The organism is Nocardioidaceae bacterium (assembly GCA_018672315.1).
GTDB lineage: Bacteria > Actinomycetota > Actinomycetes > Propionibacteriales > Nocardioidaceae > TYQ2.
In genome coordinates this window covers 2,842,128-2,865,350 of record CP076053.1, presented here as the reverse complement: position 1 = coordinate 2,865,350, position 23,223 = coordinate 2,842,128, and the positions used below count along the sequence as shown (strand labels likewise).

General features: G+C 73.0%; 14 protein-coding genes. 10 read left to right on the top strand and 4 right to left on the bottom strand.

The features are described from left to right. Positions 1-11 precede the first annotated feature (11 nt). Positions 12-1,055 carry a nitronate monooxygenase family protein gene (locus KLP28_13785; GenBank protein ID QWC84627.1) on the top strand — a complete coding sequence of 348 codons (1,044 nt, stop codon included), beginning with the start codon at positions 12-14 and terminating at the stop codon, positions 1,053-1,055. A gap of 117 nt (positions 1,056-1,172) precedes the next feature. After that, positions 1,173-1,856, top strand: coding sequence for a hypothetical protein (locus KLP28_13780; protein ID QWC84626.1), 684 nt, complete (start codon positions 1,173-1,175; stop codon positions 1,854-1,856). Positions 1,857-1,893: 37 nt separating this feature from the next. On the opposite strand, the gene KLP28_13775 is transcribed toward KLP28_13780, so the two are convergent. Then, a complete protein-coding gene (locus KLP28_13775) occupies positions 1,894-2,706 on the bottom strand; it encodes an enoyl-CoA hydratase/isomerase family protein (protein QWC84625.1) in 813 nt (270 codons plus the stop codon). Positions 2,707-2,829: 123 nt separating this feature from the next. On the opposite strand from KLP28_13775, the gene KLP28_13770 reads away from it, so the two are divergent. Beyond that, a complete protein-coding gene (locus KLP28_13770) occupies positions 2,830-4,893 on the top strand; it encodes a protein kinase (GenBank protein QWC84624.1) in 2,064 nt (687 codons plus the stop codon). A gap of 190 nt (positions 4,894-5,083) precedes the next feature. Here KLP28_13770 and KLP28_13765 read toward each other — a convergent pair whose 3' ends face one another. From KLP28_13765 to KLP28_13755, 3 genes are read right to left on the bottom strand one after another with little or no spacing between them, the layout of a single operon-like run. Then, positions 5,084-9,442 carry an FHA domain-containing protein gene (locus KLP28_13765; protein QWC84623.1) on the bottom strand — a complete coding sequence of 1,453 codons (4,359 nt, stop codon included), beginning with the start codon at positions 9,440-9,442 and terminating at the stop codon, positions 5,084-5,086. An 18-nt stretch (positions 9,443-9,460) separates the two neighbouring features. Next, a complete protein-coding gene (locus KLP28_13760; GenBank protein ID QWC84622.1) occupies positions 9,461-10,774 on the bottom strand; it encodes an ABC transporter substrate-binding protein in 1,314 nt (437 codons plus the stop codon). Further along, positions 10,771-13,506, bottom strand: a complete 2,736-nt coding sequence (locus tag KLP28_13755; protein QWC84621.1) for a hypothetical protein — start codon at positions 13,504-13,506, stop codon at positions 10,771-10,773. The genes KLP28_13760 and KLP28_13755 overlap by 4 nt, the downstream gene beginning before the upstream one ends. 299 nt (positions 13,507-13,805) lie before the next feature. Here KLP28_13755 and KLP28_13750 point away from each other — a divergent pair, with 299 nt between their 5' ends. The 7 genes from KLP28_13750 (at position 13,806) to KLP28_13720 (ending at position 23,199) form a co-directional block, all read left to right on the top strand. After that, positions 13,806-14,087: a pyrophosphorylase gene (locus KLP28_13750; protein ID QWC84620.1), complete on the top strand. Its 282-nt coding sequence runs from the start codon at positions 13,806-13,808 to the stop codon at positions 14,085-14,087. Between the two features lie 73 nt (positions 14,088-14,160). After that, positions 14,161-19,788: a hypothetical protein gene (locus KLP28_13745; GenBank protein QWC84619.1), complete on the top strand. Its 5,628-nt coding sequence runs from the start codon at positions 14,161-14,163 to the stop codon at positions 19,786-19,788. Between the two features lie 4 nt (positions 19,789-19,792). Beyond that, the gene (locus tag KLP28_13740) at positions 19,793-20,098 is read left to right on the top strand and encodes a hypothetical protein (GenBank protein QWC84618.1); all 306 of its coding nucleotides are present in this window, start codon (positions 19,793-19,795) and stop codon (positions 20,096-20,098) included. Further along, the gene (locus KLP28_13735; GenBank protein ID QWC84617.1) at positions 20,091-20,300 is read left to right on the top strand and encodes a hypothetical protein; all 210 of its coding nucleotides are present in this window, start codon (positions 20,091-20,093) and stop codon (positions 20,298-20,300) included. The genes KLP28_13740 and KLP28_13735 overlap by 8 nt, the downstream gene beginning before the upstream one ends. 107 nt (positions 20,301-20,407) lie before the next feature. After that, entirely contained in the window at positions 20,408-21,157 is a 750-nt protein-coding gene (locus KLP28_13730) for a hypothetical protein (protein ID QWC84616.1), read from the top strand. 46 nt (positions 21,158-21,203) lie between these two features. Further along, the gene (locus tag KLP28_13725) at positions 21,204-22,712 is read left to right on the top strand and encodes a hypothetical protein (protein ID QWC84615.1); all 1,509 of its coding nucleotides are present in this window, start codon (positions 21,204-21,206) and stop codon (positions 22,710-22,712) included. 205 nt (positions 22,713-22,917) lie between these two features. Continuing rightward, positions 22,918-23,199 carry a pyrophosphorylase gene (locus KLP28_13720; protein QWC84614.1) on the top strand — a complete coding sequence of 94 codons (282 nt, stop codon included), beginning with the start codon at positions 22,918-22,920 and terminating at the stop codon, positions 23,197-23,199. Positions 23,200-23,223: the final 24 nt, after the last annotated feature.

The following is a 23,223-nucleotide window of genomic DNA, read 5'->3' as shown; positions in this document are numbered from 1 at the left end:
CGGTGTGCATCATGACACCGCCGCTGTCAGGCTTGCTCGTGCCCGTACCCACGCCGGGTCGGCGCCCCTGCCTCGAAGGAGCTCCCGTGTCCCTGCCCGACGTGCTCGCCGGACCGCTGTCCGTGCCCGTGCTCGCCTCGCCGCTCTTCATCGCCTCGGGCCCCGGCCTGGTCAAGGCCCAGTGCCAGGCCGGCGTCGTCGGGTCGTTCCCGGCGCTCAACGCCCGCCCCGCCGAGCTGCTGGAGGAGTGGCTGAGCGACATCGAGGAGTCGAACGCGGCGTACGCCCGGGCCCACCCGGACGCCTACGTCGCACCGTTCGCGGTGAACCAGATCGTCCACCGCTCCAACGAGCGTCTCGAGACCGACATGGCCGTCATCGTCGAGCACGAGGTGCCGATCGTGATCACCTCGCTCGGGGCGCGTGAGGAGGTCAACGAGGCCGTGCACTCCTACGGCGGCATCGTGCTGCACGACATCATCAACGACCGCTTCGCCCGCAAGGCGATCGAGAAGGGCGCCGACGGGCTGATCGCCGTGGCCGCCGGCGCCGGCGGCCACGCCGGGACGATGTCGCCGTTCGCGCTGGTGCAGGAGATCCGCACCTGGTTCGACGGACCGCTGATGCTCTCCGGCGCCATCGCCCACGGACGCTCGGTGCTCGCCGCACTCGCCGCGGGGGCCGACCTGGCGTACGTCGGCTCGGCGTTCCTCGCCACCCGGGAGGCCAACACCGTCGAGGGCTACAAGCAGATGATCGTGGACTCACGAGCCGACGACATCGTCTACTCCAACCTGTTCACCGGCGTGCACGGCAACTACCTGCGCGGCTCGATCGAGGCCGCCGGCATGGACCCCGACGACCTGCCCACCTCCGACGCCTCGGCGATGGACTTCGGCTCCGGCGGCACCGAGGCGAAGGCCTGGAAGGACGTGTGGGGCTCGGGCCAGGGCATCGGCGCGGTGGACGCGATCGGGTCGGTCGCCGATCTCGTCGGACGGCTGCGGCGGGAGTACGCGGAGGCGGCCGGGCAGCTGCGTACGCGCCTGCCCTGACGGTCCCCGCGCTCCCGGGCACGGCCTGTCCACAGGGGCGGTCGCAAGGGCTCGGGGATGTCGGTGCGCGTTCGTACGTTCGTCGCGTCCGATCCACCCCACCTCCGGGAGTCCGCCGTGTTCTCAGTCCTCTCCGCCCTGTCGCCCACCCGTCCCGCTGCCCGAGGGGATGACCTCGACCGGGTGCTCCGCGCGCTCGAGGGCGTCGATCTCGGCGTCCCGTGGAGCCCCCACCCGCACGCCGTCGAGCTGGCGCTGCTGGATGCGGTCTTCACCATCCGCACCACCTACGGGTCGCCGACGACCGGGGTGCGCGGGTGGGTCTCGGCGTGCGCCGCCCACGCCGGCCGGCCGTGCGACGACCTCGCGCGCCTGGCCACCTCCGGTGCCGCGATGCGCTCGTTGGCCGAGAACGGCACGGTGACGCGGCAGCGGCTGATGGGGGGCGCCCTCAAGGTCGACGCAGCGACGACGGCGGCGCGGGCCCTGCACGACCTATCGGGGTCGCCGCGCTCGGCCGACGACGTGCGTGGCCTGCTGCCCGGGCGGTACGTCGAGGCTCGCGATGCCTTCGCCTCCGTCGAGGGGCTGGGCGTGGAGACCTTCGAGTACTTCCTGCTGCTGCTCGGCTCCCCCGGTCGCCGGGCCGAGGCCGCGTGGACGCGCGTCGTCTCCGCCGCGTGCGAGGACGACGTCAGCCCCGAGCACGGGCAGTCCTTGCTCGGCGCCGCGGCCGCAGCACTCGCGGTCGAGCCGGCGCAGCTGGCACACGCCGTCTGGCGTCACGGCAAACGCGGCTGACCGCGATTGCGCGGGGCCGATCGGGGCCCGTCGGCTCTCAGGACCCGGTGAAGTGCGCGTCGCGCTTGTCGAGGAACGCCGCGACACCCTCGGCGTGGTCGGCGGTGGTCAGCAGCCGGCGCTGGCCGTGCCGCTCGGTGTCGAGGGCGGCGGCGAGCTGCGGCAGGGCGAGCGCGTCGATGGCGCGCTTGGTCGCGGCGTACCCCTGCGTCGGCCCAGCGGCCAGGCGCGCCACGAGCGCCTCGCTCTCGCGCGGGAACGTCTCGGCGTCGAAGCAGCGTGCGGCGATGCCGAGGCGTACGCACTCCTCCGCGTCGATGCGATCACCCAGCACCGCGACCGCCATGGCGCGGTTGCGACCCAGGATCGCCGGCAGGTAGGCCGTCGCTCCCCCGTCGGGCATGAGGCCGATGGACTCGAAGGCGTTCTTCAGGTACGCGGTGCTGCTCATCACCACCAGGTCCGCACCCATCGCGATCGAGGTGCCGATGCCGGCGGCGACGCCGTTGACCAGGGAGACGACCAGCTGGGGCGCCGCCCGGCACGCCAGGGCCCACTGGTTGCCGACGTCGAGGAGCTCGGTGTCGGGCAGGTCGTCGTCGCGACCGGTGTCCTCGGGGCGGTCCCGCAGCGAGGCGCCGGCGCAGAATGCCTTGCCCTGCCCGGTGACCGTCACCAGGCGCACGTCCGGGTCGACGGCGGCACGCTCGAGCGCCTCGACGGCGGTGCGCAGCATCGTCGCGTCGAGGCTGTTGTAGCGGTCGGGACGGTCCCAGGTGATGCGCAGGACGGCCCCTGTCGTCTCGATGCGTACGCCGGGGTCGCTGTCGGTGCTCGTGCGGGTCGTCATGTTCGCGACCCTAGTCCCGCCCGGGCCCGATAACCTGGGTCGCGAACCCGGAGGCGCCGCCGAGGCCGATCGCACCCTGCGACACCCACCGCCGCACCGGGACGAGGTCGTGAAGGGGGCTCGGTGGACGCGGACGACCTCGACGCCGCGCTCGGCGCCAACTACCGGCTCGAGCGCAGGGCCGGCTCGGGAGCGATGGGCGAGGTGTGGGTGGCGCTGGACCGCCGCACCGACGAGCGGGTGGCCGCCAAGCTGCTGCGCAGCGAGCACACGCAGGACCCGGCGCTGGTCGCACGCTTCGTGCAGGAGCGATCCATCCTGGTCGGGCTGCGCCATCCGGCCCTCGTTGCCGTCCGTGACCTGGTCGTCGAGGGCGACCGCATCGCGATCGTCATGGACCACGTGGACGGCGGCTCCCTGCGCGACCTGCTGACCGAGTCCGGTCCGTTGACCCCCGCGGACGCTGTCGCGGCGGCGGTGGCCGTGCTGCAGGGACTCGCGGCGGCGCACGACGCCGACGTGCTGCACCGCGACGTGAAGCCCGACAACGTGCTGCTCAGCGAGCCCTGGCGCGAGGGACGCCGCCACGCGGCGGCGGCCGCGGGTGGCGTACGGCTCTCCGACTTCGGCATCGCCCGCATCGTGGCCGAACGCACCACCTCGCACACCGGCGTGCTGGGCACGCCGGAATACCTGTGCCCCGAGCTCATCGAGACCGAGCAGTGCGGCCCACGTGGTGACGTGTACGCCGTCGGCATCATGCTGTACGAGCTGCTGGCCGGCCGCACACCGTTCGCCGGGTCGGGCTCGGCCTGGGCCATCGCCCAGCGTCACGTGCAACGCCGGCCTCCGCGCATCCCCGTCGATGACGACCTGTGGGCCGTCATCGAGCGGATGCTCGCGAAGGACCCGGCCGCCCGACCGACCGCCGCCGACGCCGCCGGCGACCTGGAGTCGCTGCGTCCGAGGCTCCTCGACGCGCCGGCGCTCGCCGTCCAGGGCGCTCCCTCGGACTACGAGACCGCGGCCGGGCCGCAGACGGTCGTTCGCCCCCTGGCCCGCGACAGCGACAGCGACGACGACGACGCGGCCGAGGAGGGTCTGCCCGAGGTCGCACCCGTCGAACGGATCGACCTCGGTGACGCCGAGAGCGCCACGATGGTGCGGCCGTTGCAGCGCCCCGCCGAGGAGGAGCCGGCGCGGCGGCGCCGGCAGCCCGAGGAGCCGCAGCGCTCGCGCGTCGACAAGCGGCTGGTCGCCCTCGTCGCCGGTGGTGTCGCGCTCGTGGCGGTGGCGACGGTCGGGGTGCTGGTGCTCGGTGGTGACGACGCGCCCGAGGGGCAGCAGCCCGGGCAGCCGCAGACGATCGTCGCGGGCGCCGGGACGGCCAGCCAGGTCGACACCGGGCTCCCCACCGGGCTGCAGGTGACGCGTCGCGCCACGTACGACCCCGAGAGCGGAGTGGTCGACCTGACCCTCACCTACACCGCCGAGACCGCCCCGTTGCAGGGTCCGCTCCTGGAGGTGCTGCCCGCGGCTGGGGGTGGTGAGGACGCCTGCGCCGACGTGGGGGCGTGGACGGGTGCCGACGCCGTCCCGAACCCCGCGAGCATCAACGACATGCAGGTCGACTGCGGGTGGGAGGTGCAGGTCGAGGAGATCAGCCCGGACGCACCCGTCGAGGTCACCGCGAGCATCCGGCTGGACGGCCTCGCCGAGTCCGAGGACCCCACCGCCCTGCAGACCTGGCTCAACACCGCTGCCCAGCGCACCACCGAGGCCGTCACGGACCCGACCTTCGACTCCGACGCCTTCGCCGTGCAGCGCGTGCAGGGTGTCGAGGTCGTCGTCGCGCCCGACAGGGTGCTCACGGGCTCCCCGCTGGACATCACCCTCTTCCCGGTGTGGCCCGACGAGCCCGGTGACGAGCCCTTGCTCGTGAGCCCTCCGAGCAGGGGGTTCAGCCTTGACGAGAACGCCGCGTCGACGTTGACCGCCATCGCCGGGGAGGAGCCCCGGGTGCGGTTCAGCAGCAACTGCGGCTCGGCCCTGGTCCCCGAGCGTGACGGCCTGGTGGTCAATGCGATCCAGCAGTCCGACTCGCCCACGTGCACGGTCGGCGTCGACGTCGGCAACTTCCGGTTCCTGGAGAGCAACCCGGTCACCGTCACCGGGCGGGGCAGCTGACCGCCCGTACGCCCCCGGCCCCTCCCGTACGCCCGCGGCCTCCCTCACCTGACCCTGGACGCCCGCACCTGCGGGTGCCCGGGTGCTTGTGCGGCCTTGCAAGCCCGCGCAAGCACGGGAACGCCCGCAGGTGCGGGCGTTCAGGGGGCCAGACAAGGGCGCCCTGGGGGGCGTACGACTGGGGCGCGGGTCAGCCGAGGTCGGCGTCGGAGGCGTGGGCGGACTGCACGAGCACCTGCCGGCCCGAGGAGTACATCCACCCCCGGCCGGTGGTGATCCGCACCGGTGACTTGCGGGGCAGGGGGCTGCCGAGCAGGTCGCCGTCGTAGTCCACGTCGGGCTGCAGCAGCACGCCGCACCGCCACTTGCGGACGGCCTTGGACCAGTGGTTGTACATCGACTTCAAGTCCCCCGAGCGACCCGCGGCGACGATGCGCAACGAGGTGCCGCGGGCGTCGATGAGCCCCTGGATCACCCCGGAGTCGTCGACCAGCTGCTCGCAGTCGTCGACCAGCAGCACGAGCATCCCGTCCTCCATGCGGGCGGCCGCGACGAGCTCGGGCAGCTCATCGGCCCCGACCGCCACGCGAGCCAGGCCCGCCTCGCGCAGGGGTGACCGACGGCCGCACACGCCCCAGACGGTCACCTCACGTCCGGCCTGCTTCGCACCCTCCTCGATCGCCTGCCGCATCGCGAGCAGCAGCGTCGACTTGCCCGCACGGGGCGGCCCGCCGATGAAGACGTGCTCACCGGCGTAGCTCTCCAACCACGCCGTCGACAGGTCGCTCTCAGCGACACCTGCCGGGATCCGCCAGAGCTCCTCGCCGAGCTGGGCCGCCTCGAGCGCAGCGACGTCGACGTGCTCCGGCAGCGTCCCCACCGCCGGCGGCTTGGGGGTGGCGTCGGGGTGGGCACCCGCGACGGCCGCCACGGCCTCGGCCAGCGGACGGTCCGGGGAGGCGACGTGCGCGTGCAGCATCGACCCCGCGAGGACGCACCGCCCCGCGACGGCGGGCGGCGCCTTGTCCTTCGGGATGCCGGCAGCGCCGTAGTCGTAGGCGTCGGCTAGGCGGAAGAGCCACTTCTGGGTGGTGACCTCGTCGATCGCCGAGGGCACCGACTTCGCCCGGGTGGTGGCGGCCGCGAACCACATCTGCGACGGACCGCCCTCGGCCCACGCCCGGTAGAGACCCTGCATGAGCTCGATGCCCTCGAAGTCGTCGTACTCGTCCTTCAACGAGGCGAGCCCGTCGATCAGCACCAGCATCGGGCGGTGCGGGCCCCCGGCCTCGCGCCGCCGGTCGAGCTCGGCGCGGACGTGCTTGAGGAACCGCACCTGCTGCTCACGCGCCCCGGCGCCCGAGGCGACGTACGCGGTGCAGTGCGGCAGCGCCTCCAGCGGCGCGAGGTCGCGGGCGCCCATGTCGAGCACGAGCAGGTCGAGCTCGTCGGGGGCGAGGCCCGCCGCCGCGGTCAGCGCGATGGTGGCGAGCGTGGTGGTGGTGCCGGACCCCGGGATGCCGAGCAGCAGCAGGTTGCCGCGGTCGGTGTCCCAGCCGACCGGGATCTGCCGCTGCCGGTCGGGGTCGTCGGCGAGGGCGATCTCGAGCGTACGACCGCTCATGCGTCCCACCGCGCGCGGCGGCACCTGGTTGACCAGGTCGGCGTCGCGCTCGGCCTCGGCCCCGTCGAAGGTGCCGTCGGCAGCGACGTTTGCGACCGGCCCGCCGGGCAGGCCGGCCAACGGCACCTGCTCCCCGAGCGCCGGCGGCCACACCGGCCGCGGGCCCACGTGCCCGCGCGCCTGGGCCGCCGTCCGGATCACCTCGATGAGCTCGTCGAGGTCGGTCGGGGTGTCCTTGTCGGGCTTCGCGGGGCCCGACGCGGTGCGGCGTACGCCCCCGAACACCACGTCGGCGACCTCGACGGCGCTCGTCTCGGTCTCGCTGAACTGACCGGTGACGAGCGCGGTCTGCACCGGGGCGATGTCGTCCTGACCCATCTTGATGTACGCCCGCCCCTGCTGCGTGCGGCTGATCGCCGAGGCGTCGGGCACGTCGACGACGTTGACCGAGTCCTCCTTGGACTGCACGCGCAGCGCCACCCGCAGGTTGGTGTTGGCGAGGATGTCGTCGTTGACGACACCGGCCGGCCGTTGCGTCGCGAGGATCATGTGCACACCCAGGGTGCGGCCGACCGCACCGACGCTGACCAGCGAGGCGAGGGCGTCGGGGTAGTCCTTGGCGAGCTGGGCGAACTCGTCGATGACCAGCAGCAGGCGCGGGAGCGGCTCGGCGGGGTTGGTGCGGCGGTACTCGTCGAGGTTGTCCACGCCCTCGCCCGCGGCGGCGAACAGCTCCTGGCGGTAGCGCATCTCCGCCTCGAGCGCCCGGATCGCACGGTCGGCCAGCGCCGCGTCGAGGTTGGAGACCGTGCCGATGGTGTGCGGCAGCCGCTCGCACGCCGCGAACGCCGCCCCGCCCTTGAAGTCGATGAGGATGAAGGTGAGCTCGGTGGGGGGCGTACGCAGCGCCAGGCCCGCGACCAGGGAGCGCAGGAACTCGGACTTGCCCGATCCCGTGGTGCCGCCGACCAGGCCGTGCGGTCCGTCGCGCACCAGGTCGATCTCGAACTCGCCGGACTCCCCCACCCCGACCGGGGTGCTGACGCCGGTGGCGGCGTCCCACCGTTGCAGCACGGCGTCGACGGACGGTTCGTCCAGGCCGAGCACGGAGTTCAGCCGCACCATGCCGGGCAGGCCGGCGCCGGGCACCTTCAGCTCCGGGTCCTCGAAGTGGGCCAGGTCCATGGCGCAGCGGCGCGCGGACTCCACGTCGAGGCCGGCGAGCACCACGTCCGCGACCTCCACGAGGTCACCGGGCACCTCCACGGTGGCGGCGGCGTCCTGCGCCACCGTCACCACGACGGTGCAGGCGGCGGGCAGCTGCTCCTCGGTGGCGGCGACGACGATGCCCGCGACGGGCGTGCCGGGGTTGCGCTGGGAGGACCCGCGCGCGCCACGTCCGTGGCCGAGCAGCGTACGAGCCGGCGCGTCACGTCCCTCGAGCAGCACCTCGGAGTCCAGCACGAGCAGCATCTGGGCACTGGGCAGCCCGTCGACGGTGTCGAGGAGGGACCGCAGCATCCGCTCGCTGCCGGTCTTCTCGGCCGAGAGCCACTGCGCGCCGTCCTGGCCGCCCCACTGCCGGGTGTGCGGCAGCCACCCGGCGAAGTCCCAGTCCTCGCTGCGACCGGGGTCGCAGAACACGCCGACGGCGAGGTCGGCGGGACCGCAGTGGACGGTCGCCTGGCACAGCAGGCTGCGTGCGAGCGCCAGCGCGCCCTCGCGATCACCGACGATGCCGACGACGCCGGCGTCGAGCAGATCGACCTGCACGGGTGCCCCGCCGATGCGGCTGCGGGCCACGATCTCGGCGGCCTCGTCCTCGAGCTTGACCGACGCGCGGCCCGACCGGTCGATCGGCGGCTCCCACGGCACGTCGCCGACACCGGCGTGCAGCACCAGGAAGTCGTCACGTTCGGGCCGACGTTGCCACAGGGTCGTGGCCGGCAGGGCTGCGCGACGCAGGCACTCCGGCGGGTCGGGGGCCTCCACCCGCCGCCGGTCGCGTTCGCGGGAGGCCGCGGCGGCGAGCTCGTCCTCGAAGTCGTCGAGTGCCTTCTCGAAGCGGACGCGCTCCTCCTCGGTGTCGCGCTTGTAGCGACGCTTGCCCTCCCACCAGGTGCCCACGCCGAGAATCGGGCTGAGTGCGGCGAGCAGGGCGAACCGCGGGTCGCCGATGACCGCGACCATCGCCGCGGCCAGCAGCAGCGGACCGATGACCGTGGCGATGCTGAAGCGACTGGGCTTGGTCGGCTCCGAGCGCGTCGGCGGCTCGATGCCCGCGGGCGGGGGCGGCGCCCCGTCGCGTGGCGGTCGGTTGAACGGCACCGTCGCGGCCGCGGTCGTACGCCGCCCCGCAGCAGGACGGGGCGCCGCGAGGTCGCCCGCGCTGCGGCGTACGCGCAACGCCGCACCCCCGGCGACGACCACGGCGTCGACGGCGACGAGCACACCGTCCTGGTCGGGGTCGAGCAGCTCCCCGTCGACCCGGGTGCCGTTGGTGGAACCGGCGTCCCGGACGCGTACGCCCCCCGACTCCCGGCGCAGGGTGACGTGCTGCCAGGACGCCGATGCGGAGTCGAGCGTGACGTCGGCCTGCGGGGCGCGCCCGACCGTGACCGTGCGGTCCGTCGGGAGCTCGACGACCTGCCCGGTCGCGAGCCCACCGACGACGGTCAGCGTCCACCCCTCGGCGGTGACAGGTCGGGGCAGGGGCTCCTGGCCGAGGCGACAGCCCTCGAGAAGTCCCAGCTCGGCGATCCGGTCCTCACCGTGCACCTCGCGGTCGTCGACCCACAGCGTCGACCCGTCGACCGGACGCGACCCCGTCACCGACTCCAGCAGGTCGGCGAGCGTCGCGGCGTCCGCGTGCTGCACGAGGTCCACCTCGTGGCGGACGCCGTCGAAGAGGGTGGATATCCGCACGAGGTGCTCCTGTCTGGCTCAGTCCTGGTCGTCGCTGATGGCAGTGAACCAGTGCAGACGCGGCGGTGACTCGGGATCGATGGGACGCAGCCCCGGGTCGTCGACGGTGGACTGCAGCGGCACGACCGCGGAGGGCGGGACGATCTGCGGGGACCCCAGGTCCACCGCCGGGCCCGCGAGACCGTCGGTGTCGTCGAGGCGCAGGCCGTCGAGCGTCGCGAGCACCGCCTCGGCGCCGGTGTCGTCGGCGCGGCGGGCCGCCTCGACGAGCACCACCACGGCGTCGTGGCTGCGGGTGTCGACGTCCTCGGCGACGGCCCGGAAGGGCTGGTCGTCGAAGAAGGTGCTCACCTCGGGATCGTCGACCGCCGCGCGGAGGGCCGCGAAGAAGGCGGACAGGGCCGCACCCCGCGCGCCCGCGGCCATGGCACCGATGTCGCCGTTGTCGGCCCCGACCGTGGTCAGGTCCTCGCTCAGGGGCGCGTCGGCGTCGGTCAGCGTGGTGCTGAAGGCCGGGGCCAGGGCGTCGGGGGTGAGGAAGACCGGCAGGTCGATGCGCGTGCCCTGCAGCGAGACCAGCAGCTGGGCCTGCGCCTCGGCGGGCCCGCTGAGCAGGATGGCGTCGACGCCGTCCTGCCGGATGCTGCGGCGCACCAGACCGAAGAGGCGGTCCTCCTGCTCGCCGAGCGTGACGGTGCGCTCGGCGTAGTCCTCGAGCCCCTCGGGCACGCCCCCGCCGATGTCCAGCACGTACGGCAGCTCGGCCTCCCGGTCCTCGAGAGCGGTCGCGAGCGTGGCGCCGGCGACCTCCTCGGACGGTGCCAGGGAGAAGAGTCCACCGCCGTCGAGGAGGTTCTCGGGCACGGGTTCGTACGGGAGCACCACCGGCACCTGCTCGTCCTGCGCGACGGCGAGAGCCTGCTCGAGGTGGTCGCCGCTGGAGGCCACGACGATGCCCGTGACACCTGCGTCGACGAGCTCGCGGACGGCCGCGACGGCGCCCTCGGTGCTGCCGCTGTCGTCGCGGACCTCGAGGGTCACGTCGACCTCGCCGCGGGAGTAGCGGTACGCTGCGACGGTCGCACCCTCGGCGGCGAACTTCCAGGCCTCGCCCTGGCCCGGGTCGGACCCGAGGGTGACCACGACGCCGAGGGTCACCTCGGAGACTGAGCTCTCCGCGTCCTCACCTCCGCCGAGGTCGACCGGCGCGACGCTGGCCGCGGTCGCCGCGGTCGCGGCGGGCTCCTCGGCGGAGTCACCGGTGCAGCCGGTGACCACGAGCAGTGCCGTGGCCGTCGCCAGTGCACCGGCGAGACCGGGCCGCCGGGTCACTGCCCCGAGCCGATGTGCACGTCGTAGACGACCTGCACACCGTCGGCCTCGGGGTCGCCGAACGCGCCGAGCTGCTGCAGGCGCCGCAGCGACGCATCGGCCTGCTCCTGGCGCAGACGGATGCCGTCGATGTCGGAGCTGCGCTGGTTGGCGTACGACGTCGTGCGGTCGGTGGCCTGCGTCAGCTGCAGGTCGGCCGAGCGTGCCGTGGCGGCGCCGGCCGACATGATGCCGAGCAGGCCGGAGCCCGCGACGTCGGGGTCGCCCAGGTCGAGCAGCACGTTGGTCAGGTCGCGGCGCAGGATCGCGGCGGCGCTGTCGAGGTCGCGTACGGAGCCGCTGACGACCCGGTCGATGCCCGCGAGGGCCTGGCCGGCCTGACGGGTGATCTGCTGACGTGCCGACTGCCGCGCGCCGAGCAGCACCCGCTGCTGGCGCCGGATGGCGGCGTAGCCGTCGGACCGGATCAGCCGACCGGCGCCGCGCAGACCGGCGATGGACTTGTCGAACGCGCGGCCGAGCGTCTCGGCGTTCTCCGCGGTGCGCCTGCTGATCTGTCGTGTCGCCGGGTCGACGATGTCGGCCAGCGAGTCGTCGGCCGCGTCGGCCGCGTCCTCGAACGCCTCCCGCGCTGCTGCGGTGACCGCCTCCTGGTTCTCGGCGACCTCGTCGACGCTCTCGATCGCCACCGTGCGGGCCGCGTCGAGCTCGGTCATGGCTGCCTGCAGCGCGTCGGTGAGCTCGCGGAGCTCCAGGCGGTCGCCCTTTACACCCTCGGTCAGCCCGCCGAGTGCGCCGCTCACACCGCTGACGGCGTTCGCGACGACGTCCAGTGCGCCTTGCGCGCCGCCGACACTGGACGACAGCGTCGCCCAGGCGGCCGCGTTGCGCTGGGCGCGGTCGGCGAGGGAGTCGGCCACCGGCGTGTTGCCCGCACCCGGGTTCGGGTCGACCACGGGGGCGTTCGGGTCGTTCGGGTCGTTCGGGTCGCCGGGCTGACCGCCGCCGGGGACGACGGGGCACGTGCCGCCGTCGAGGATGTCGCGCATCTGCTGCGCGGCTGCGCCGCCGTCGCAGACGATCGCGAGTAGATCCGCGACCTTGCCACTCAGCTTCGTGGCATTCAAAGTCCCGTCGTTCACCTGCTGGGAGAGCCCTCCCAACGCGTTGGACAGCTGCTGGAGCGCCCCGAAGACTCCGCCGAGGCCGATGCCTCCGATGTCCCCACGCTGCAGCGCCCGCGCGTTCAACAGCGCCGACCCGCGCTCGAGGATGCGGTCGACGCGCGTCGAGAGCTCACCGGCCGAGCGCACCGCGGTGGCCGCGGCGTCGGGGTCGAGCGCTGCGATGGCGGCGTCGCCGTCCTCGAGCAGCTGCGTGGAGATCTCACCGAAGCGGTCCTGCACGCCGAGCAGCGAGCAGGTGACGTTGTCCTTGCGGTCACCGTCGGCGTCGAGGCACTTCTGCGCGGTCGGCTCCGCGGGCCCGATCGCGTCGACGATCACCTGGCGCACCTCGCCCTTGCAGGCGTCGGTGGCGCGGGCGTACCCGTCGAGGAGGGCGACGACCCGCTGCAGGCTGCCGCCCACGGTGCGGGCCCGCACCCCGGACCGCACCGTGGACTCGCAACCGAAGCCCACGACCGTCGCCGGCCCACCGGAGCTGGATGGCGTGCCGAGCACGGACTGCAGCCGGGCGACCGTCTGGTCGAGCTGGGCCAAGGTGCCGCGGCTGGAGGACTGCACCGAGGAGCGCACGCCCTGGCGCAGCCCGCGCATCGTGCCCTGCAGCTGCCGGATCGAGGTCGCGACGCCGCGTGTGGTCGAGCGGAGGTTCGAGACGGTCTGGCGGCCGAGGGTCTCCGCCGCCGACCCGAGCGTGACGCGCACGTCGGAGATGGTGTCGCTGGCACGACCGAGCACGTCGTTGACGTCGCCGATGACCTGCACGGTGCGCGCCTGCAGCTGCAGGTCGTCGGAGCGCTCGGGGTTGAAGGCCGCGTCGAGCAGCTCACCGAGGGACGGGTCGACCACGAGCCCGGGGAAGACCGTGAGGTCGAAGGTCGGCGCGGGCAGGTCCTCGCCCTGCATGACCAAACGCATCGTCGTCGTGGCGGAGAGTCGCGGCGGCGCGAGGATCGAGGCCCACTGCACGACGGTCGTGCCGTCGTCGGTGCGTCCGAGCACACCGTTGGTGACCCCGGCGTCCTCGGACCCCTGCACCTGGTCGAGCAGCGACTGCTGGTTCGGACCGTCGGTCAGCACGGTGGCCGGCGCCGTGTCACCGAGGTCCGCGGCACCCACGACGGTGAGCGGTGCGGCGACGAGCGCGTTGCGGGAGCGGGAGACCCCGTTGGCGTCGTAGGTCAGCTCCTGCGGCTGCTGGGTGAGGTTCGAGACCGTCACCTCCACCACGGCGCGGCCGTCGTACCCCTCGAGCTCGCTCAGGTCGGTGCCCGAGCCCTCCTCGGTCCTGTACGAGGTCAGCACCCGCACCGGCAGGTCGGCGGAGTCCTGGCGCGGGTCGAAGGACTGCTCGGTGGTCTCGATGCCGTCGGCCGAGCCGCGCATCATGCGGCCGCTCAGGCCGGTGATGCTGCCGTCCGGCGCCATCGAGACCTGGACCGCCTGCAGCGCGCTGCGCGGGTCGACCGGTGGGTTGTTGTCCTGCTCCGCGGCGAGCGCGGTCGGCGCGGTGGCCAGGGCCACCGCCAACGTGGTCGCGACGGTCACGGAGGCGGCGCCCCAGGACCGACGTGGCGTACGACGGGATGAGCGCGCCGAAGCACGACTGGTCGAGGTCACTACTTGATTCCCCCGGTCTCGACTGTAGGTACGGAATCTCCGCACGCGGATCATAAGGCCAAGTCAGACCGGTCCGCCGCCATCCCGGGCGATATCGCCGAAGTTCTCCTCACGCGGTGACACGGCGTCGATTCCAGTCGTATGCTGCTGTCGCATCCGACGACCGGACAGGTCTGGTCGTACCAGGTCAGAAGGCCCCACAGGGGTCCAGAAGGGCGGAATCCGACATGTCCCGTGTGCTCTCCACCGAGCAGGCCAAGCAGGCCATCCAGCAGATGCAGTCGATCATCAACGGCGGCTTCACCGACCAGATCACCCAGCTCGACTCCCAGGGCCGCACCTTGAGCGACCCCAACGTCTGGGACGGCCCCCTGGCCGAGCGGTTCCGCGGCTCGACCTGGCCCGAGACCAAGTCCGCCCTGGACAAGGCCAAGGAAGAGCTCGAGCAGCTGCGCGACCAGCTCCAGCGCATCAGCACCGACATCTTCTCCGCCGGCGGCGGCTCCTGAGCAGAGCGCTCGGAGCCTGACCCGAGCATCCCCGTACGCGTCCCTGAGCTGAGCACCTGAGGAGAAGTCTGTCGTGAGCGACCTGCGCGGCAACGAGGAGGACGTGCCCTTCGACTGGGGCGGCGCCGACCGGCTGATCGCGGCGGCCACCAGCGCCGCGTCCACCGTGGAGTGGTCCGCTGTCGGCTGGGGTTCCCGTGCGCGGACGGCGTCGGTGGAGTTCCGGGGCCTCTTCTCGCGTCTCTTCGACGACAACGCCGTCACCGCGGCGGCCGACGCGCGGGAGATCGCGACCGCGCTGCGTGACCTGGCCACGGTCACCGGACGCCTGAAGGGACTTGCCGAGGAGGAGCAGCAGCGTCGCGAGGAGGCCCGCCGCTGGTACGCCGAGCAGCAGGACCGCAACGCGGTCGAGCGCGGTCTGGACTGGCTCGGTGACAAGCTCACCGGCGACGACACCCCCGAGGTGCGGGTCGCGGCGGGTCCTCCCCCGCCGATCTCGGTGCAGCACCCCTCCACGGGGTTCCGCGAGACACCCACCGGCGGCGGTGGAGGGGGCGGGGGCGGCGGCACGTCCTCGGCCCGGCCCCAGGACCTCTTCACCTTTGCCGACGGGGCCGACGCGGCGACCGACGACCTGACGACGACGTCGCAGTCGGTCTCCTCGGCGCACTCCTCCTTCTCGGCCAACACCCAGTGGGGGCGGGTCGAGGCCGACGGGCTCTTCAGCGGGTTCACCGCCTTCCTCGAGCTCAACCGGGCAGACGCGCGCTGGTCGCGGGTCGTCGCGCGCGCCTTCGAGGCCGCGGGCAGCCGTGGCAGCGTCTCGACGCTGGCGGACTCGGCGGTCGCCTCCGCCCTGGCCGCAGCCGGGGTCAGCGCGTCCCGCGTCGACCTGCAGATCGACCCTCCGGTGGCGTACGGCGAGCAGCCCACCACGGGCTACGCCGACGACCCGGTCAACACCGCCACGGGCAACTTCACCCACACCGAGGTCGACCTCGGCTTCGTCGGGGGCGCCGCGACGTTGGGTCTGCGGCGTACGTACAACGCGCTGGCCCACCGCGCCGGGGATTCCCGGGCGGTCCAGCCGTACGGTCCCGGCTGGTCCACCTGGACCGACGCCCGTCTCGATCTCGACGCGCACGGTGACGGCACGACCGCGGCGATGACGCTGCCCGAGGGCCGGCAGATCCAGTTCGCGCGGGAGACCACCGACGATGGGGACGTCGGCTGGGGCAGGGCGATCGGTGACAACTACTGGCTCGAGGCTCTCGGTCGGACGTCCACAGCCGGTCACGCCGTCACCGACAACCGGGGTGGCCGGTGGACCTTCGACGGTCGCGGTCGTCTCGTCGAGGTCGCCCGGGGCGCGGGCACGGGCGTACGCCTCACCTGGGACGACGCCGGCGGCACGGACAGGGTCACCCGCCTGGAGCACGAGCGCGGCCGCTGGATCGAGCTGGCCTGGGAGGCCGACGGCGCCCCAGGGGGACGCGACCGCCTGACGGGGGCGACCTCCAGCGACGGCCGCGAGGTCTCCTACGCCTACGACGAGCACGGTCGTCTGGTCGCGATGACCAGCGAGGGGCGTACGCGCTCCTACACCTGGGACGACCTCGACGGTGAGCACCAGGGGCTCCTGATCGCGGTCACCGACCCCGACGGCGTCGCGGAGCTCGACAACACCTACGACGACCGCGGCCGGGTGCGTACGCAACGCTCCCCCCACGGCCGTCTCTCGCGCTATGCCTACCTCGACGGCCGCATCACGGTGGTCTCCGACGCCGACGGCACGCGCTCCAACACCTGGGTCGCCGACCACCGCGGACGTCTGGTGGCCGCGATCGACGCGCACGACGAGCGCACCTCCTTCGCCTACGACCGGCACGGCAACCAGGTCCTCGCGACCGAGCGCGACGGGTCGACCACGACGAGCAAGCACGACGACCGGGGCCGCCTGGTCCGGCAGATCACGGCCTCGGGGGCCGACCTGTCGTGGGGCTACGACGAGCACGACCGGGTGACCACCGTCGTCGCGGAGTCCGGTGCCGTCACGACCATGGCGTACGACCCTGACCCGGCCGCGCGCAACCCGATCCGCATCACCGACCCCGAGGGCGGGGTCACCGAGCTGCACTGGACCGACGGCCTGCTCGACCAGGTCGTCGACCCGACCGGTGTGCTGGTCGAGTTCACCTACGACGCCCACGGCGACCTCGTCGCGACCACCGACGCCCACGGCGGGTCGGCGCGGCTGGAGCGCGACGCCCTCGGCCGGGTCGTCGCCGCGGTGAGGCCGTCGGGTGCGCGCACGACGTTCACCTACGACGGTGCCGGCGCGCTCGCGGCGCGTACCGACCCCGACGGCGCCACGTGGCGCTTCGAGCACTCCGACGGTGGCCGTCTGACCGCGACGATCGACCCGACCGGCGCCCGCACGACCCTGGAGCGCGACGGGGCCGGCGAGACCGTACGCACCGTCGACCCCCTCGGCCGGGCCGTGCACCGCACGCTGGACGACCTCGGTCTCGTCTCCTCGGTCGAGCTGCCCGACGGTGCCCGCTGGTCCTACGCCCACGACGCCCTGTCGCGACTGGTCGCGGTGACCGACCCCACGGGTGGCACCTGGCGCACCGAGCACGACGCGATGGGACGGCCCGCCGCGACGGTGGACCCGACGGGCGCCGGCCGTCGCATGACGATCGACCGCCGCGCGGGCGAGGTCAGCGTGACCAGCCCGACCGGCGACGTGCTGACCTCCCGTTCGGACGCGCTCGGACGAGCACTGGGTGCGGTCGGTCCCGACGGGTCCGGCTCGGTGCTGACCCACGACCGGTGCGGTCGCGTCGTCGAGGTCGTCGACCCCGAGGGCGGACTGACCCGCATCGTGCGGGACGCGTCGGGTCGCCCCGTCGAGGTGAGCTCCCCCGGCGGCGCCGTCACCCGGTACTCCTACGACGCCTGCGGACGTCTGGCCACCACGACCGACCCGACCGGGGCGACGACCACGCGGGGCTACGACGTCGACGGACGCCTGGTCACCCTCACCGGTCCCGCCGGCGAGATCGCCGACATGACCTACGACGCCTGCGGTCGGCTCGTACGCCGTCGCGTGCCCGGCCGCGGCACACAGACGTGGCGCTACGACGCCGCCGGTCGCGTCACCGCGACACGGGACCCCTGGCACGGACGCCGCGCGTTCGCCTACGACGCCGCGGGTCAGCTGGTTGCTGTGACCAACGCTCTGGGCGGCGTCACCCGCTGGGAGTACGACGCGAACGGTCGCGCCGTCCGCATCATCGATCCCCTCGGGCACGTCACGTCGCGCGAGTTCGACGGCCTGAACCGCTGCATCGCCGAGACCGACCCGCTGGGTCGCACCACACGCGCGGGGTACGACGCGGTCGGCCGACAGGCATGGCAGACCGACGCCGGCGGCTCCACGACGACGTGGGCCCGCGACGAGGCAGGTCGGCTCACCGAGGTCGCCGTCGACGGCCGCACCGCCTCGCGGTGGGCCTACGACGCCCGCTCGCGCACCACGACCGTGCTCGACCACCACGCCCTCGGCGGGCGGCTCGCCGAGGAGGCTCAGCGACGGCACGAGCTCGCGTACGACCGGCGCGGGCACCTCGTGCGCCGCGCCCGCGTCGCGCTCGTCGACGCCCCTGGCGAGGCCACGGGCGAGATCAGCTGGACCTATGACGCCGACGGCCACCGCCGCAGCGTGACCGTCCCAGCTGCTCAGGACGGCGCGGACGGCGCGGTGACCACGACGTACGACCGGGACGCCGCTGGTCGCGTCGTCGGCGTCGGACACCCCTTGCTCGGCCGAGCCACGATCTCCCGCGACGTGGCTGGTCGTCCGGTCGAGGTCCGCGCCGACGGAGACGGGCGACCGCTGCGACAGACGTTCACCTACGCCGACGGGTGGCTGACCGCGACCGAGGTGCAGGCGGGTGAGGCGTCGAGCTCGGTACGCGTCGCACGTGACGACCAGGGCCGTCTCACGCGGGTGACCCGCGACGGACGCACGACCACCTACGCCCACGACAGCGCCTCGCAGCTGCTCGGCACGGTCAGCGACGACGGCACCACACGCCGGTGGCGCTACGACGCCGCCGGGCGGCTTGTCGGCGAGCGCGTCGTACGCGCCGAGACGGTGAGCGAGATCAGCTACCGCTACGACGAGGCCGGTCAGCTGCTCACCTCCACCGCGCAGGCCCCCGGCGGCGAGCAGCGCACCGAGCACGCGTACGACGCCGCCGGTCGCCGGATCGCGACGTCCACGGACCAGCAGACCGTGCGGTACACGTGGTCGCCCACCGGGTGGCTCGCCACCACCGAGACCGAGACGTCCGCGGAAGAGCTTCTCGTCGACGCCCTCGGCGAGCTCGCCCGGGTCTCCACCGCCCAGATCTGGTGGGACACCGCCGCCGGCGGCCTCGACCCGCTGCTCGTCGGGTCCGACCCCGTCGTCGGCGCCGGACCCCTCACTGGCGTCGGCGACCAGTGGCGTACGCCTGGGTGGCGCACCGCCCGCGAGACCGACCCGGCCGACCCCTGGTCGGTCGAGACCATCACCGGCGGCCCGGAGGGACTCGGTGTCTCCGCCACCGGTGTCCTGCACCTCGCAGGCCTGGAATGGATGGGCGCCCGCGCCTACGACCCCGCCACCCGCGGATTCCTCACCGTCGATCCCCTCGACCCCACCCCCGGCGCACCCTGGGCAGGCAACCCCTACTCCTACGCCGGCAACGACCCCCTGCACGCCACCGACCCCACCGGCCTCTCCCCCCTCACCGACGCCGACCTGCAGTCCTACCTCGCCGACCGCCAGGGCGCCTTCCACGCCGCCGGCGAATGGGCGAAGAACAACTGGGAGTACGTCGCCGGCGGCGCCATGGTCATCGCCGGCGGGGCGCTGATGTTCACGGGCGTCGGCGGACCCGCGGGAGCCATGCTCATGGCCGCCGGCGCCGACACCATCATCCAGAAAGCCACCACCGGCGACGTGAACTGGGGTCAGGTCGCCATCTCTGGTGCCTTCGGCGCCTGGGGAGGCGTGGGTGCAGCAGCACGCATGGGCGTCCAGTCGGCGCTGGGCCGCGCCGTGGTCGGTGGAGCGATCTCCGGAGGTACGAGTGGCGCCGTGAGCGGTGCGTACGGCTACGCCACCGGTCCCGGCCCCCACACGGCAGGAGGACTGCTCCGCGCCACGGCGACGAACAGCCTCGTCGGCGCCGGATCGGGTTCAGCTCTCGGCGGTGTCGGTCATCAACTCAGTGGTGGCGCGTCGACTGCCAGCAGTGCAGGCCGGACGCTGGATGAGGTGGCGCCGCAACCACGACTACCGGACCTCGAGGGCACCATCCGGGACTCGTTCCGCGGAGGCAGTTACGAGGTCCGTCACTTCCCGGCGGGCACGGAGTTCTACCGCGCAGAGGGTTGGGCGGACTCGAAGCCTGGCTCCTTCCTCGGACTCGAGTCAGCCGACAACCACATCGAGGCCGAACAGGCGTACAACATCGCGATGTGGGACAACCCGATCGAGGTGCAACGACGGTACGTTCTGACCGAGGGGCAGGACATGTACTACGGCAGCGTCGCAGGCGGCGAGGGTTACCAGGCATTGATTCCCCGGGACGTCGACCCATCGTCGATCTTGCAGCAGACCGGCGCCAAGCCGTTGAGGTGACCTGATGAATCTGTACGCAGTGACCGAACGCGTGGAGCGCCTCTTGCGCGAGGCTCACGAACAACGGCGTGCTGATTGGCTGGCGGAGCGTCGCGAGCGGCTCGAAGACCCCGCGAAGGCTGCCCCGGCAGCGAACGAGATACGAGGAATCGTCCACGGCATGGGCGGTCTGCTCGACCTCTGGCCCGACGTCGAGGACCGAGACCACGCGCGAAGGATCCGCAATGAGCTGCACGACCTGGCGGAGAGGATCATCGAGTTGACGGATCCTTCGGCCTCGGGCCCCGACGATGACGCGCGCCATGCCTGAGGCTCCCGCTGCGCTACCCCGCCCCCTGCGTTATCTCCTGATCGCCCTCGCGGCAGGATGGCTGGTCGCCGGCGCGGTCTTCCTTCTCCAGGACGGCGTCACCGGCACGGCCTGGCAGGTGCCGGTCATCACCGGCGTCACGGCCTCCGTCGTCGCACCGCTGGTCGCTGTCCTTCGCGATCGCCGTTCACGACGCATGTGAGTCACTCGCACCGCATGCCTTCCGCGCACGAGGTGGGCTTGCCGGTCGTTCGTGTCCGCCGCACGAGCGCGGGCCGCCTGTTGCAGCGGCCCTCGTACGAGGTGTCCGTGATTCCGGTGGGCGCTGTCGATCCCGGCCAGGTCCTGCGTACGCGCCGGCCTCTGTCGATCATCGAACGTCACATCGGACGGGACGAAGGTCCGACCGTCATCCGGGCGGCCGACGAGCGATGGCGCAGTGTCCGCGACGGCTGGGCGACGCTCTTCCCCGGCGATGCGCTCCCCGAGCGACACCGAAGCCACGGCGAGGCTGGAGAAACGACGGACCCGTCTCCCCTGACCGGCGCGCACGACGACGGGTCGCCTCGGCTCCGCGTGCGGCGCCTGCCCGACGGACGACGACTGCTCCGCGCGAGGCCCCGCTACGAGGTGGCGTACACACCGGTCGGTTCGGGCCGAGCGTTGTGGAGCAGTGAGACCGACGATCCACGGGAGCTGCTGGAGCCCTACTGGGGCGTGGCCGACACGCACGCTGTGCTCGCGGCGGCAGACCCGGCGTGGGATGGCGGTGTCGGCGCGTGGGAGTCGCTGCTGCCCGGCGACCGAGACCTCGCACGTGGCGACGGGCGTCCGTCTCACCGGTCGCCGGCGTATGCCTCGCTCGTGCCCGTCGTGGAGCTCCTGGTCGCCCACGGCAACTCGCTCGCGGATGACGGCTTCCTGAACTCCCCGGGAGGCTGGTACTGCCGCATGACAAAGACGCTGGACATCGACCTCGTCGAGCGCGAACGCGACCTCCCCGCCTCGGTCGACGCCTCGCGCGACCTTCTCCCCGTCTGTGGGACGACCGCGTCCTGAGCGACCTCGAGCGACGATCGACCTATCCTGACGTCGTGATGACGCCGTGAAGCGCCTCCTGGGCGCCGCGCGGCAGCAGTGGTGGCGGTGGCAGCAGTGGCGTGAGGAGCGGCGTACGCGGCCGGTGAACGTGCTGCCGCCCTCGATCAGGTATCCACTGCTGGCTCTCCTCGGCATCGGCGCTGTTGTCGGCCTTGTTCTCGTCGTCCGCGATCCGGGAATGGCGATCACGCAGTCCAACGGCCGGGTGTACGCGCTCCTCGGCGAAGTCGTCGTGCTCCTGCTCGGCGCGCTCGCGATCGCCGCGTGGGTCGGCCGACGGCATCGTCGGATGGTGCGACGCCTGGAGCAGCTGGGCCAGTTGGCGCAGCAGCGGCCAGGCCACGACGGACAGGTGGGCCACCTCGCCGAGATCGGCTCGTCGGCGGCTCGCGCCGCCCACCTGCTGCGGGCGCGCCAGACGGAACAGGCGGTCAGCGAGATCGAGATGATCGAGCAGCGGCGCGACGCGGCTCTCCACGGGGCAGACGATGAGGTGAACGCCGCGCTCGACGCCGTGATCGAGGAGCTGGCTCGCATGCGGCGCACACGCCGCCGGATCCGAGAGCGTGAGGCACGTGTGGGCCGTGAGCGGCGCCGCCGGCTGCGGCTACCTCCGACACCCGAGGAGCGGCTCGCCAGAACGGCGCAGGACTCGACAGCTCCCCACGCGAGCCCACCCGACAGCGTTCGCGACAGTGAGGGGGCCGGCGGACCGTGGCCGTCGCTCTCTCCGAGCCCGCTGGCTCGTCGTCTCGACGACCTGGGACGCGGCTCCGACACCGTGCATCTGGGGCCCTGGCTGCGCCGTGCGCGCCTCGATCGAGCGCATCTTCCCCGCGACTACGCCCGTCTGCGACGCGAGCAGGCCGAGCAGGTGCTCGACTGGGTGGAGCGTACGGCTCCGGCCGTCGTCCGCGCGGTCGCCGACCAGCACGACCGGCCCGAGGAGCTGGCGGCCGACGCGACGTACGCGCTCGCGTGGACCCTCGGGTCCGACATCGACGGCCGCGAGCGGCTGCTGGTCGCCTCGGTGCTGCGCTTCTGCGTCGAGACGGCAGGGTTCGAGTGGGGCGAGGTGCTCGCGGCCGGATGCGACCCGGCCGGACACGACGGCGAGGGCATCCTGCGCATGCTCTTCTTCGTGTCCGGCGAGCTGCCGGCGTCCCATCAGCCGTCCGGCTCCGGCGCGGACTTCACCGTGCAGAGGATCCCGGCTCTCCTCTCGCCCCGGCTCGTGGGGCCCGACGCAGATGCCTCGCTGGCTCCCCTTGCCGAGCGGCTGTTCGTCGAGCGAGCACGACGCCCCTGGGAGCGGCTCGAGGACGCCCAGCTCGACCCGGTGCTGCGTCACGTCACCGCCGCCGCCAACCTGCTGGCGACCGGCTCGACCGACGCAGCACGGCATCACATGGATCAGGCGGCGTACCTCGTCGGCGACTCCTGGCCACGGACCGACGAGGACGGCCTCGGGTCCGCAGTGATCGCGGCGGCCCGACGGCTACGGGCACGCTGAGGCAGCCCGATAGCGCGACGAGGTCCCGAGAGTCAGGAATGTTCCGGACCTTTCACGACGACTCGCCCGGGAGTCGAGAGGAGTTCACGCCGGGACCTGCGCAGAAACCGATTCCGTCAGTACGCTGCCGCTCGACCGGCCGCACCGACCGGTCTGGCCCGACACACCAAGCGCCCCCGATCAGGCGCGGAAGGCGGAATCCGACATGTCCCGTGTGCTCTCCACCGAGCAGGCCAAGCAGGCCATCCAGCAGATGCAGTCGATCATCAACGGCGGCTTCACCGACCAGATCACCCAGCTCGACTCCCAGGGCCGAACCTTGAGCGACCCCAACGTCTGGGACGGCCCCCTGGCCGAGCGGTTCCGCGGCTCGACCTGGCCCGAGACCAAGTCCGCCCTGGACAAGGCCAAGGAAGAGCTCGAGCAGCTGCGTGACCAGCTCCAGCGCATCAGCACCGACATCTTCTCCGCCGGCGGCGGCTCCTGACCTGACATCCGTGGTCGGTGTCCC

Excerpts from the sequence above, each read along its gene's own strand:
- KLP28_13735 (QWC84617.1), top strand. The coding sequence starts at position 20,091 with ATGCCTGAGGCTCCCGCTGCGCTACCCCGCCCCCTGCGTTATCTCCTG.
- KLP28_13785 (QWC84627.1), top strand. The coding sequence starts at position 12 with ATGACACCGCCGCTGTCAGGCTTGCTCGTGCCCGTACCCACGCCGGGT.
- KLP28_13720 (QWC84614.1), top strand. The coding sequence starts at position 22,918 with ATGTCCCGTGTGCTCTCCACCGAGCAGGCCAAGCAGGCCATCCAGCAG.
- KLP28_13740 (QWC84618.1), top strand. The coding sequence starts at position 19,793 with ATGAATCTGTACGCAGTGACCGAACGCGTGGAGCGCCTCTTGCGCGAG.
- KLP28_13750 (QWC84620.1), top strand. The coding sequence starts at position 13,806 with ATGTCCCGTGTGCTCTCCACCGAGCAGGCCAAGCAGGCCATCCAGCAG.
- KLP28_13775 (QWC84625.1), bottom strand. The coding sequence starts at position 2,706 with ATGACGACCCGCACGAGCACCGACAGCGACCCCGGCGTACGCATCGAG.